Annotated in this window: 7 protein-coding genes, 2 tRNA genes and 3 rRNA genes; 9 read left to right on the top strand and 3 right to left on the bottom strand. The window is 64.4% G+C overall.

Annotated elements, in window-relative coordinates; all coding sequences use genetic code 11:
• Positions 1-59: 59 nt before the first annotated feature.
• Positions 60-133: transfer RNA gene (locus WHN02_RS26590), tRNA-Gly, on the bottom strand.
• Between the two features lie 301 nt (positions 134-434).
• Here WHN02_RS26590 and WHN02_RS26585 point away from each other — a divergent pair.
• The 6 genes from WHN02_RS26585 to WHN02_RS26560 all read left to right on the top strand — a co-directional run bounded on the left by WHN02_RS26585 (position 435) and on the right by WHN02_RS26560 (position 5,853).
• Positions 435-508: transfer RNA gene (locus WHN02_RS26585), tRNA-Pro, on the top strand.
• Positions 509-665: 157 nt separating this feature from the next.
• A complete protein-coding gene (gene tig / locus WHN02_RS26580; RefSeq protein ID WP_434741356.1) occupies positions 666-2,012 on the top strand; it encodes a trigger factor in 1,347 nt (448 codons plus the stop codon).
• A 172-nt stretch (positions 2,013-2,184) separates the two neighbouring features.
• Positions 2,185-2,826: an ATP-dependent Clp protease proteolytic subunit gene (locus WHN02_RS26575; protein WP_350898111.1), complete on the top strand. Its 642-nt coding sequence runs from the start codon at positions 2,185-2,187 to the stop codon at positions 2,824-2,826.
• Positions 2,827-2,840: 14 nt separating this feature from the next.
• On the top strand, positions 2,841-3,503 hold the full coding sequence (locus WHN02_RS26570; RefSeq protein ID WP_350898110.1) for an ATP-dependent Clp protease proteolytic subunit: 663 nt from the start codon (positions 2,841-2,843) through the stop codon (positions 3,501-3,503).
• A gap of 212 nt (positions 3,504-3,715) precedes the next feature.
• The gene (clpX, locus tag WHN02_RS26565) at positions 3,716-5,014 is read left to right on the top strand and encodes an ATP-dependent Clp protease ATP-binding subunit ClpX (protein ID WP_350898109.1); all 1,299 of its coding nucleotides are present in this window, start codon (positions 3,716-3,718) and stop codon (positions 5,012-5,014) included.
• Between the two features lie 41 nt (positions 5,015-5,055).
• On the top strand, positions 5,056-5,853 hold the full coding sequence (locus WHN02_RS26560) for a carbon-nitrogen hydrolase family protein (RefSeq protein WP_434741355.1): 798 nt from the start codon (positions 5,056-5,058) through the stop codon (positions 5,851-5,853).
• Positions 5,854-5,933: 80 nt separating this feature from the next.
• Here WHN02_RS26560 and WHN02_RS26555 read toward each other — a convergent pair whose 3' ends face one another.
• Positions 5,934-6,155 (bottom strand): hypothetical protein, encoded by a 222-nt coding sequence (locus WHN02_RS26555; protein WP_434741354.1) that lies wholly within the window; start codon positions 6,153-6,155, stop codon positions 5,934-5,936.
• A 656-nt stretch (positions 6,156-6,811) separates the two neighbouring features.
• Here WHN02_RS26555 and WHN02_RS26550 point away from each other — a divergent pair.
• The 3 genes from WHN02_RS26550 to rrf all read left to right on the top strand — a co-directional run bounded on the left by WHN02_RS26550 (position 6,812) and on the right by rrf (position 12,025).
• A 16S ribosomal RNA gene (locus tag WHN02_RS26550) occupies positions 6,812-8,326 on the top strand.
• A 384-nt stretch (positions 8,327-8,710) separates the two neighbouring features.
• A 23S ribosomal RNA gene (locus tag WHN02_RS26545) occupies positions 8,711-11,824 on the top strand.
• Between the two features lie 84 nt (positions 11,825-11,908).
• Positions 11,909-12,025: ribosomal RNA gene (gene rrf / locus WHN02_RS26540) — 5S ribosomal RNA — on the top strand.
• The 16S, 23S and 5S rRNA genes sit together here, the layout of an rRNA operon.
• Before the next feature lie 264 nt (positions 12,026-12,289).
• On the opposite strand, the gene WHN02_RS26535 is transcribed toward rrf, so the two are convergent.
• The gene (locus tag WHN02_RS26535) at positions 12,290-13,009 is read right to left on the bottom strand and encodes a hypothetical protein (RefSeq protein WP_434741353.1); all 720 of its coding nucleotides are present in this window, start codon (positions 13,007-13,009) and stop codon (positions 12,290-12,292) included.
• Positions 13,010-13,018 lie beyond the last annotated feature (9 nt).

Genomic DNA, 13,018 nt, shown 5'->3' with positions numbered 1-13,018 from the left:
GGCTGAGACGAGAGCGGCCCAGGCTCGGCGAATGCGCCGCTGACCTGGGCCGTTACTGCTGGAGCGGGCGACGAGAATCGAACTCGCACCGTCAGTTTGGAAGACTGAAGCTCTGCCATTGAGCTACGCCCGCGTACTCCCCGATGTCTCGGGGTGCGACGACAGCCTACCCGGTCCGGTCGGCGGGCGCGCAGGCAGATTCCGCCGCGTCGGGGCGTACCCGGTCCGGGGCTCACCCGACGTGCCCGGACGGCGGCGGCGCGTGGGTTCGGCCCGGTCGGTTCGTGCCCGACCGGGGAGGGGGTGCGGGCGGCGTACCACGGGATTCGTCGGTTCGGGTGGCGGGCGGTCGGCGGCCGGCGACGGGCGGTGGTGGGTCGGGGGCCGCCCCGGGACCCCGGGCGGGCGCGGACGGCATAGACTGCACGTCGCCACGGGGTGTGGCGCAGCTTGGTAGCGCACTCGCTTTGGGAGCGAGGGGCCGTGGGTTCAAATCCCGCCACCCCGACTGTCGTCCGCGGGCCGTCTCCGGGCGGTCTCGCCGGGCGCTGCCGGAGCGTCGGGCCGGCTCGCCTACACTCGGTGGGCTGCATCATGTCGTCGCGCCCGGTAGTGGACCGCGCGACGCCCAGACCCGAACCGAGATCCGTTCAAGGAGTACGCCTGTGAAGAGCACCGTCGAGACTCTGAGCCCGACGCGCGTGCGGCTCGCCATCGAGGTGCCGTTCGTCGAGCTCGAGCCGAGCCTCAAGAAGGCGTACCGGGAAATCGGCCAGCAGGTCCAGGTGCCCGGTTTCCGGCGGGGCAAGATCCCGGCTGCCGTGATCGACCAGCGGGTCGGCCGGGGTGCCGTGCTCAACGAGGCGGTCCAGGAGGCCATCCCGCAGAACATCCTCGCCGCGGTGCGGGAGCACGACCTGAAGACGCTGGGTCGCCCCGAGGTCGAGATCACCGAGTTCAACGACGGTGACTCGCTCAACTTCACCGCCGAGGTCGACGTCCGCCCCGAGCTGACGCTGCCGGACCCGTCCACCATCGAGGTCACCGTCGACGAGCTCCAGATCGACGACAGCGAGATCGACGAGCAGGTCAAGAGCCTGCGGGAGCGGTTCGCCACGCTGAAGACCGTCGAGCGGGCCGCCGCCGAGGGCGACTACGTCCAGATCGACCTGAACGCCACCGTGGACGGCGCTGACGTGCCGGGCGGCTCGGCGAGCAACATCTCCCACGAGGTGGGCAGCAAGCAGCTCCTGCCGGGCCTGGACGAGGCCCTCGTCGGCCTGTCCGCCGGTGACTCCACCACCTTCACCACGCAGCTCGTCGGCGGCGACTTCGCCGGCCGGGACGCCGACGTGGCGGTGACCGTCCGGACGGTCAAGGAGAAGGAGCTGCCCGAGCTGGACGACGACTTCGCCCAGATGGCCAGCGAGTTCGACACGATCGACGAGCTCCGCGCCGACCTGCGGGAGAAGGTCACCCGGGGTAAGCGGGTCGAGCAGATCTACGCCGCCCGGGACAAGGCCCTGGAGCAGATCGTCGAGGCCGCCGACGTGCCGGCCCCGGAGGGGGTCGTGCGCGAGGAGGTCGAGAGCCGTAAGCAGGCCATGATCGACCAGCTCGAGCGGATCGGCGCCTCCATGACGGAGTACCTCGCCGCCGAGGAGAAGACCGAAGAGGAGATCGACGCCGAGCTGACCGAGTCGGCCACCCAGGGCGTCAAGATCCAGCTGGTGCTGGACACCCTGGCCGACGCCGAGGACGTCCAGGTCTCCGACGACGAGTTCGGCCACGAGATCGTGCACCGGGCGCAGCGTGCCGGGATGGCCCCGCAGCAGTACTACGACCAGCTGGCCCGTTCCGGCGCGGCAGGTGCGGTCTTCGGCGACGTCCGTCGGGGCAAGGCGCTGGCCGCCGTCATGGAGCGGGTGAAGATCAAGGACGCGGCGGGCAACGAGGTCTCCCTGGACGCCCTGCGTGCCGAGGGCGAGCAGGAGCACGACCACCAGCACTGACCGTCGGGCACGGCCGTCGTCCGTCGCTTGCGGCGTGCGGCGGCCGAAACCCGTTTTCCGGGTACGCACCCGGCGCGCGTGCGCTGAGAGCGAACAGTGCCCCGACCGGGACGCTGCCACCCGGTACAGCGGTTAGTGTCGGGTACGACGGTACGGAGAGCGAAGGGCTGCCATGACCGACATGCACATCCCGAAGAAGTCGCGCCAGGCGATCGAAGCCCGCGGCGGCGACTCGATTGGCAACCTCGACGACTCGGTCTACAACCGGTTGCTCAAGGAACGGATCATCTTCCTGGGCAGCGAGGTGAACGACCAGGTCGCCAACCGCATCTGCGCGCAGCTGCTGCTGCTCGCGGCGGAGGACCCGGACCGGGACATCTTCCTCTGGATCAACTCGCCGGGCGGTTCGGTCTACTCCGGCATGGCGATCTACGACACCATGCAGTACATCGACAACGACGTGTCGACCGTGGCGATGGGCATGGCCGCCTCGATGGGGCAGTTGCTGCTCTGCGCGGGCACCAAGGGCAAGCGGTACGCCCTCCCGCACGCGCGGATCATGATGCACCAGCCCTCCGGCGGCATGGGCGGTACCGCCTCCGACATCGCCATCCAGGCCGAGCAGATGCTCTACACGAAGCGGATGTTCCAGGAGCGGGTGGCCCACCACACCGGCCAGGACCAGGCCCAGATCGAGGCGGACTCGGACCGTGACCGCTGGTTCACCGCCCGGGAGGCCATGGAGTACGGCTTCATCGACAAGGTGATCACCGGAGCCGCACAGGTTCCGGAAGGCGCCGGGACCCTGAGCTGATCGAGGAGCTGACGATGACCGACCTGAGCCTGCCGCCCCAGTTCGCGGCCGTGCACAACCGCTACATCCTCCCGTCGTTCGTCGAGCGCACGTCGTACGGGGTCAAGGAGTCCAACCCGTACAACAAGCTCTTCGAGGACCGGATCATCTTCCTCGGTGTCCAGGTCGACGACGCGTCGGCCAACGACGTCATGGCGCAGTTGCTGACGCTCGAGGGCACCGACCCGGACCGCGACATCATCATGTACATCAACTCGCCCGGCGGTTCCTTCACCGCCATGACGGCGATCTACGACACCATGCAGTACGTCCGGCCGGACATCTCCACCGTCTGCCTGGGACAGGCGGCCTCGGCCGCCGCCGTGCTGCTGGCGGCGGGCACCCCGGGCAAGCGGATGGCCCTGCCGAACTCGCGGATCATCATCCACCAGCCGGCCACCGAGGGCGGCTACGGCCAGGGCTCGGACATCGAGATCCAGGCGCGGGAGATCCTGCGGATGCGGACCCAGCTCGAGGACATGCTGAGCCGGCACTGCAACCGCCCGATCGAGAAGGTCCGCAAGGACATCGACCGGGACAAGATCATGACCGCTGAGGAGTCCCGCGAGTACGGGTTGGTCGACACCATCCTGACCAGCCGCAAGAAGGGCCTGCTGGCGGCTAACGCGGCCAGCTGAGCATCATGGGATCAGAGGTCGGCCGGGGCCTGGCGGGCCCGGCCGACCTCTGACACACCCGTTTTGGGGGTCGGAGAAACCCTCCCCACCGGGTAACGTCGGTCCCGTACCCCTTCGGAGGGTCGGACCGGCAGGGTCAGCCAGGGACGACGGACCGTAGGGTCCGCAGGTCAGGGCCGGGGCTCCGGCCGATGAGTGCAGGGAGAACGTAGGTGGCACGGATCGGTGACGGTGGCGACCTACTGAAGTGCTCCTTCTGTGGCAAGTCCCAGAAGCAGGTCAAGAAGCTCATTGCGGGCCCCGGGGTCTACATCTGTGACGAGTGCATCGATCTCTGCAACGAGATCATCGAGGAGGAGCTGGCCGAGTCCGGCGAGGTGAAGTGGGAAGAGCTTCCCAAGCCGATGGAGATCTGCCAGTTCCTCGACAACTACGTCGTCGGTCAGGACCAGGCCAAGAAGGCGCTCGCCGTCGCGGTCTACAACCACTACAAGCGGATCCAGGCCGAGTCGGCCAGCGCTCCGGGGTCTCCGGGCCACGAGGGCGTCGAGGTGGCCAAGTCGAACATCCTCCTGCTCGGCCCCACGGGCTGCGGGAAGACCCACCTGGCCCAGACCCTCGCCCGGATGCTCAACGTCCCGTTCGCCATCGCCGACGCCACCGCGCTGACCGAGGCCGGGTACGTCGGCGAGGACGTGGAGAACATCCTCCTCAAGCTGATCCAGGCCGCCGACTACGACATCAAGCGGGCCGAGACCGGCATCATCTACATCGACGAGGTCGACAAGATCGCCCGCAAGTCGGAGAACCCCTCGATCACCCGGGACGTCTCCGGTGAGGGTGTGCAGCAGGCGCTGCTGAAGATGCTGGAGGGGACTGTCGCCAACGTCCCGCCGCAGGGCGGACGTAAGCACCCCCACCAGGAGTTCATCCAGATCGACACCACCAACGTGCTGTTCATCTGTGGTGGGGCCTTCGCCGGGCTGGACCAGATCATCGAGGCCCGTACCGGGCACGGCGGCACCGGGTTCGGTGCGCGGCTGCGGGCGGTCTCCGAGCGGTCCACCGACGACATCTTCAGCCAGGTCATGCCGGAGGACATGCTCAAGTTCGGGCTGATCCCGGAGTTCATCGGCCGACTCCCCGTGATCACCAACGTACGCAGCCTGGACCGTGGCGCCCTGGTGGCGATCCTCACCGAGCCCCGCAACGCCCTCGTCAAGCAGTACCAACGCCTGTTGGAGCTCGACGGCGTGGAGCTGGAGTTCGAGGCCCCGGCGTTGGAGGCCATCGCCGACCAGGCGATGCTGCGGGGCACCGGTGCCCGGGGACTTCGGGCGATCATGGAAGAGGTCCTCCTCTCCGTGATGTACGAGGTGCCGAGCAACCCCGACGCGGCCCGGGTTCTGATCACCCGGGAGGCGGTCCTGGAGAACGTCAACCCGACGATCGTCCCGAGGGAGTTCACCGGGCGGCGTGCCCGCCGGGAGCGCGAGGAGAAGTCGGCCTGAGGCGGTTTCCGGATCGGGGCGGTGGCCGTAGGGTGAGCCACATGCGCGTCGCCGTCTGCCAGCTCAACGCCGGCACCGACCGGGTGGCGAACCTCGCCGCCGCAGAGCGGCTGCTGACCCGGGTCGCCGAGGCCGGTGCCGATCTGGCGGTCCTGCCCGAGTACGTCGACTACCTGGGCCCCGGGGCGGGTCTGCCCACCCCTGAGCCCGTCGACGGCGAGTTCGGCAGCTTCTTCGCCGATCTGGCCGCCCGGCTCGGCATCTGGGTGATCGCCGGGTCGTTCCACGAGCTCGGTCCGGACCCCGAGCGGACGTACAACACCTCGCTGGTCTTCGACCGTTCCGGCGCTCTCGCCGCCAGCTACCGCAAGATCCACCTGTACGACGTCGAGATCCCGGGCCGGGTCTCGTACCGGGAGTCGGCCTCTGTGGCGCCGGGGGAGCAGCCCGTCGTGGTGACCGTCGAGGGGGTCAGGGTCGGCCTGTCGATCTGTTACGACCTGCGCTTCCCCGAGCTGTACCGGCAACTGGCGACCGACGGTGCGGCCCACCTCCTGGTGGTACCGGCCGCCTTCATGCTGCACACCGGGCGGGACCACTGGGAGGTCCTGTTGCGTGCCCGGGCGATCGAGAACCAGTGCTTCGTGGCCGCCGCCGGTCAGACCGGCGACCACGAACCGGGGCGGACGTGTTTCGGGCGGAGTATGGTCGTCGACCCGTGGGGAACGGTCCTCGGTCAGGTGCCCGACGGATTCGGGTCGGTGGTGGTCGACCTGGACCTCGACCGGCTGGAGACCATCCGCGCTGAGCTGCCCAGCCTGGCGAACCGTCGACTCTGACCGGTCCGGCCGAAGGTCGTCGGGTCACCGGGGGTCGTCGGGTCGCCGGGTGCGTCACGCACCCGGACCCGCCGTCGACGTCACCCCTGGAAGAGGACGCCGACAACCGCCAGGCAGGCGATGGCGCCGGCGGTGACCAGCAGGGCGGTGGTCATCCGGGACGGGCCCCGACGGGCCAGCCGACCGATCGAGGCGAGTACGGCGAGCAGGACGAACGCACCGATGACCACCTGCCAGAAGGGCAGGAGCAGGTTCATGACCGCCTCCCCGGCGAGCACCGTCGTCCGACCCACGTCATCCATGACGAACACTCTGGCACGCCGGTCCGCTGTGCAGGGCGATCAGGCGTCTTCGTGCTTCCTCCGGGGGGCGTCGTCCCGTCGGTCCGACGCAGTGACGGACGCTGATTTGCCTTCTGCGGGCCGTACGCGTAACTTTCTCTCTGCAAGCGGGAGGCCGGACAAACCGGCCGAAAGCAAGCGCCAGGCTCGGGGCGGAGACGCCGACCGAGGCTGGTACCGGGCGGTGCGAAACACTCCGGAAGTTCGGGGTTGCGATCGCGAGGCCGACCGGGTAAGGTTTCGGAGCCGGCAGGGGCCAGGCGGAACACCGCGAAGCGGTGGTCAGCCAGCCAGCCGACTTCCCACGGTAGAGACGACCGCTGAGTACGGCGAGCGTCAAACGTGGATACGAACCAGCGAAGCTGATACTTCTTAGTGAAGTTGACGCGCCATGCCGGTTCACATAGCTTTGAACGGTTGCCCCGGGTTCGGGTTCCACGGTGTGGGGTTCGGGTTTGGTGTGTGGTTGTTCTTTGAGAACTCAACAGGGTGCTTGATAAGCCAGTGCCAATTGTTTTATACCCCGTGGCTGGCTGGGAGCTTCGGTTTCTGGTTGGTTTACGGAATTCCTTTGGCAACAATTTGGTTTGTTGCTGGGATGGATTTTCCACAGGTTTTTGTTGGAGAGTTTGATCCTGGCTCAGGACGAACGCTGGCGGCGTGCTTAACACATGCAAGTCGAGCGGAAAGGCCCTTCGGGGTACTCGAGCGGCGAACGGGTGAGTAACACGTGAGCAACCTGCCCTAGGCTTTGGGATAACCCCGGGAAACCGGGGCTAATACCGAATATGACCACCGGGCGCATGTTTGGTGGTGGAAAGTTTTTCGGCCTGGGATGGGCTCGCGGCCTATCAGCTTGTTGGTGGGGTGATGGCCTACCAAGGCGACGACGGGTAGCCGGCCTGAGAGGGCGACCGGCCACACTGGGACTGAGACACGGCCCAGACTCCTACGGGAGGCAGCAGTGGGGAATATTGCACAATGGGCGGAAGCCTGATGCAGCGACGCCGCGTGAGGGATGACGGCCTTCGGGTTGTAAACCTCTTTCAGCAGGGACGAAGCGCAAGTGACGGTACCTGCAGAAGAAGCGCCGGCCAACTACGTGCCAGCAGCCGCGGTAAGACGTAGGGCGCGAGCGTTGTCCGGATTTATTGGGCGTAAAGAGCTCGTAGGCGGCTTGTCGCGTCGACTGTGAAAACCCGCGGCTCAACCGCGGGCCTGCAGTCGATACGGGCAGGCTAGAGTTCGGTAGGGGAGACTGGAATTCCTGGTGTAGCGGTGAAATGCGCAGATATCAGGAGGAACACCGGTGGCGAAGGCGGGTCTCTGGGCCGATACTGACGCTGAGGAGCGAAAGCGTGGGGAGCGAACAGGATTAGATACCCTGGTAGTCCACGCTGTAAACGTTGGGCGCTAGGTGTGGGGGGCCTCTCCGGTTCTCTGTGCCGCAGCTAACGCATTAAGCGCCCCGCCTGGGGAGTACGGCCGCAAGGCTAAAACTCAAAGGAATTGACGGGGGCCCGCACAAGCGGCGGAGCATGCGGATTAATTCGATGCAACGCGAAGAACCTTACCTGGGTTTGACATGGCCGCAAAACTGTCAGAGATGGCAGGTCCTTCGGGGGCGGTCACAGGTGGTGCATGGCTGTCGTCAGCTCGTGTCGTGAGATGTTGGGTTAAGTCCCGCAACGAGCGCAACCCTCGTTCGATGTTGCCAGCGCGTTATGGCGGGGACTCATCGAAGACTGCCGGGGTCAACTCGGAGGAAGGTGGGGATGACGTCAAGTCATCATGCCCCTTATGTCCAGGGCTTCACGCATGCTACAATGGCCGGTACAATGGGCTGCGATACCGTGAGGTGGAGCGAATCCCAAAAAGCCGGTCTCAGTTCGGATCGGGGTCTGCAACTCGACCCCGTGAAGTCGGAGTCGCTAGTAATCGCAGATCAGCAACGCTGCGGTGAATACGTTCCCGGGCCTTGTACACACCGCCCGTCACGTCACGAAAGTCGGCAACACCCGAAGCCGGTGGCCCAACCCTTGTGGAGGGAGCCGTCGAAGGTGGGGCTGGCGATTGGGACGAAGTCGTAACAAGGTAGCCGTACCGGAAGGTGCGGCTGGATCACCTCCTTTCTAAGGAGCACCATTCGTCGAAAGACGGTATGGAGCCCGCGGTCTGCGAATGTCAGGTCGGGGTGCTCAGAGGCGGAGACACTGGTGAGTTTTCTCCTGGCAACGGCCGGGTTCCTCTAGTACGGCTGATCTTCGGATTGGTGTGGAGCGGGGGGTCTGGTGCGGCTGGGGGAGGGCGGAGAGCACCCTGTTGGGTCCTGAAGGAACAACCATCGTGTTGTTGTTTCAGTTGACCGTGTGATGCCCCTTTGTGGGGGTGTTGTTGGTCGCCAGGCATGGCCTGGTCTCGCATACCGCCGGCCGTTGGGTTGGGTTTGGTGTGGGGCTGTGGGTTGTGGGTTGGTCGTTTGTTGAGAATTGCACAGTGGACGCGAGCATCTTTGTGGTCAAGTTGTCAAGGGCGAACGGTGGATGCCTTGGCACCAGGAGCCGATGAAGGACGTGGGAGGCCGCGATAGGCCTGGGGGAGCTGTCAACCGAGCTGTGATCCCAGGGTGTCCGAATGGGGAAACCTGGCATCAGTCATGTGATGTCACCCGCATCTGAATACATAGGGTGTGTGGGGGGAACGCGGGGAAGTGAAACATCTCAGTACCCGTAGGAAGAGAAAACAACATGTGATTCCGTGAGTAGTGGCGAGCGAAAGCGGATGAGGCTAAACCGGTTGCGTGTGATACCTGTCAGGGGTTGCGTGGTCGGGGTTGTGGGACCCTGCTCAACAGGCTGACGACTGTTGGAGGAGTGAGAAAGCCAGTTGCTAGCTGAACAGTCTGGGAAGGCTGACCGTAGACGGTGAGAGTCCGGTAGGTGAAAGTGGCTGGTCTCCTGTGGGTGTTCCCGAGTAGCGGCGGACCCCTGAAATCTGCCGTGAATCTGCCAGGACCACCTGGTAAGCCTAAATACTTCCTGGTGACCGATAGCGGACGAGTACCGTGAGGGAATGGTGAAAAGTACCCCGGGAGGGGAGTGAAATAGTACCTGAAACCGTTCGCCTACAATCCGTCGGAGCCTTGCGGGGTGACGGCGTGCCTTTTGAAGAATGAGCCTGCGAGTTAGTGGCATGTGGCGAGGTTAACCCGTGTGGGGGAGCCGTAGCGAAAGCGAGTCTGAATAGGGCGTTTGAGTCGCGTGTCCTAGACCCGAAGCGGAGTGATCTAGCCATGGGCAGGCTGAAGCGTGGGTAAGACTACGTGGAGGGCCGAACCCACCAACGTTGAAAAGTTGGGGGATGACCTGTGGTTAGGGGTGAAAGGCCAATCAAACTCCGTGATAGCTGGTTCTCCCCGAAATGCATTTAGGTGCAGCGTCGCGTGTTTCTTGCCGGAGGTAGAGCACTGGATGGTCTAGGGGGCCCACAAGCTTACCGAAATCAGCCAAACTCCGAATGCCGGTAAGTGAGAGCGCGGCAGTGAGACTGCGGGGGATAAGCTTCGTAGTCGAGAGGGAAACAGCCCAGATCACCAGCTAAGGCCCCTAAGCGTGTGCTAAGTGGAAAAGGATGTGGGGTCGCATAGACAACCAGGAGGTTGGCTTAGAAGCAGCCACCCTTTAAAGAGTGCGTAATAGCTCACTGGTCAAGTGGTTCCGCGCCGACAATGTAGCGGGGCTCAAGTACACCGCCGAAGCTGTGGCATTCACATTTTTACTTCGCGGGGATCCTTGTGGTTCTTGTGCAGGTGTGTGGATGGGTAGGGGAGCGTCGTGCCGGGGGTGAAGCAGCCGAGTGATCGAGTTGTGGACGCGGCACGAGTGAGAATGCAGGCATGAGTAGCGAAAGAAGGGTGAGAAACCCTTCCGCCGGATGACCAAGGGTTCCAGGGCCAGGTTAATCCGCCCTGGGTGAGTCGGGACCTAAGGCGAGGCCGAGAGGCGTAGTCGATGGACAACGGGTTGATATTCCCGTACCCGCGAAGGAGCGCCCGTGATGAACCTCGTTGTGCTAACCACCCGAGCTGCCGGATGCCTTCGGGTTGATGGTGGGGAGCGTGGGAACCTGGCGGGTAGTAGTCAAGCGATGGGGTGACGCAGGAAGGTAGCTGAGCCCGGCCGGTGGTTGTGCCGGGGTAAGCGTGTAGGCCGTGTCGTAGGTAAATCCGCGGCACATGTGGGCTGAGACGTGATGCCGAGCCGATTCAGGTGAAGTCAGTGATCCTATGCTGCCGAGAAAAGCCTCTAGCGAGTTCCGAGCGGCCCGTACCCCAAACCGACACAGGTGGTCAGGTAGAGAATACCAAGGCGATCGGGTGAACTGTGGTTAAGGAACTCGGCAAATTGCCCCCGTAACTTAGGGAGAAGGGGGGCCGGAGACGTGAAGCCCCTTGCGGGTGGAGCGTTGTATGGCCGCAGAGAGCAGGGGGAAGCGACTGTTTACTAAAAACACAGGTCCATGCGAAGAAGTAATTCGATGTATATGGACTGACGCCTGCCCGGTGCTGGAACGTTAAGGGGACCTGTTAGCTCTTCGGGGCGAAGCGGAGAACTTAAGCGCCAGTAAACGGCGGTGGTAACTATAACCATCCTAAGGTAGCGAAATTCCTTGTCGGGTAAGTTCCGACCTGCACGAATGGCGTAACGACTTCCCCACTGTCTCAACCACAGGCCCGGCGAAATTGCATTACGAGTAAAGATGCTCGTTACGCGCGGCAGGACGGAAAGACCCCGGGACCTTTACTATAGCTTGACATTGGTATTTGAGTTAGCTTGTGTAGGATAGGTGGGAGCCGGTGAAGTCCATACGCCAGTATGGGTGGAGGCAATCTTGAAATACCACTCTGGTTGATTCGGATATCTAACTTCGGGCCGTGATCCGGTTCAGGGACAGTGTCTGGTGGGTAGTTTAACTGGGGCGGTTGCCTCCTAAAAGGTAACGGAGGCGCCCAAAGGTTCCCTCAGCCTGGTTGGCAATCAGGTGTTGAGTGTAAGTGCACAAGGGAGCTTGACTGTGAGACTGACAGGTCGAGCAGGGACGAAAGTCGGGACTAGTGATCCGGCACTTGCGTGTGGAAGCGGTGTCGCTCAACGGATAAAAGGTACCCCGGGGATAACAGGCTGATCTTCCCCAAGAGTCCATATCGACGGGATGGTTTGGCACCTCGATGTCGGCTCGTCGCATCCTGGGGCTGTAGCAGGTCCCAAGGGTTGGGCTGTTCGCCCATTAAAGCGGTACGCGAGCTGGGTTTAGAACGTCGTGAGACAGTTCGGTCCCTATCCGCCGTGCGCGTAGGATACTTGAGAAGGGCTGTCCCTAGTACGAGAGGACCGGGACGGACGAACCTCTGGTGTGCCAGTTGTCCCGCCAGGGGCACGGCTGGTTGGCTACGTTCGGAAGGGATAACCGCTGAAAGCATCTAAGCGGGAAGCTCGCTTCAAGATGAGGTATCCCGCCACACCTTTGGTGTGGGTAAGGCCCCCAGTTAGACGACTGGGTTGATAGGCCGGAGATGTAAGCTCGGTAACGGGTTGAGTTGACCGGTACTAATAGGCCGAGGACTTGACTACGAAGCTGCTACGCGTCCACTGTGCAACTCTTGACAAACGAACAGCAGACCACGTGTGTGGTGTTGTTTGATATGTCGATAGGGTTACGGCGGTCATGGCGGAAGGGAAACGCCCGGTTACATTCCGAACCCGGAAGCTAAGCCTTCCAGCGCCGATGGTACTGCACTCGGGAGGGTGTGGGAGAGTAGGACACCGCCGGACATCTTTCACGTGTAGGGCCACCCTTCGGGGTGGCCCTACACGTGTTTCCTGCTGTATCCGACCTGGGCATTCCTCTGCCCTCTGCCCTCTATGCGCTGTCCGCCCTCGCGGTCCCCTGCCGGCGGCCGGGCGTCCCCGATCGTTCCGTGATCAAGGGATTTGCGTCTGGATGATCTCCAATCGTGACGCAAACCCCTTGATCAACGTGGCAAACGGGGGTGGGCTGGGCGGCAGGTGGAGGTGGGGTGGGGTGGGGTGGGGGGTTCAGGGGCGGGTTTGGATTTCTTCGCGGATGGTGCGGAGGAGGCCGCCGGCCTCACTGACCGGTCGACCGGGGAACATCGCCATCACCACGCTGCCGTGGTCGGCCCAGCCGCAGACCGCGAAGTCGCCACCCTCCCCGCCGGTCGTACCGCACTTCATGGTGCCGCCGAGTCGACCGGCGGGAACGTCGCTGATGCCGGCGACCTCGCCGGTCTCGTCGGCCATCAGACCGAAGAGGGTGTCCAGATCCCGTTCCGGCTGCCACAACAGGGCCGAGCCGCCGAAGATGAGCACCGGCCGCCGGTCGTCGGCGGGGTCGCCGTACACGGTGCCGAAACTGCTGTCCAGGTCGATCTGGGCGGCGAAGCCGCTGCGCAGGTAGTCGGCGGTGCTGCGGGCCCGTTCGCTGTCGTCGCGGGACAGCCCGGCGACCCGGTCCGGAGTGGCCAGGTCGGTGTCCCGCTGCTGTGCCACCCGCCACCCGGCGACACCGAGGGCACCGGCTCCGGCCAGCCCGACGACGAGGGCCGCGGCCAGTGCCCACCGCGCCCGCTTCGAGCCGAACAGGGAGCGCCGGGGGCCGTCGTCCGGGTCGTGGTGACTCAGCCGGATCGGCTCGTCGACGAGCTCCACCGGCTCGGCCCCGTCGGGGTACGGGCGGCCGGAGGCAGGTGCGAACCCACCGGACACGGAGGTGCCGGTGACGTGTGCGTCGGACATGACCGACAC

The organism is Micromonospora sp. SH-82 (assembly GCF_051132485.1).
Lineage (GTDB): Bacteria > Actinomycetota > Actinomycetes > Mycobacteriales > Micromonosporaceae > Micromonospora.
Note: the sequence above shows the minus strand (reverse complement) of the source record. Positions and strands in the feature narration are given on the sequence as shown.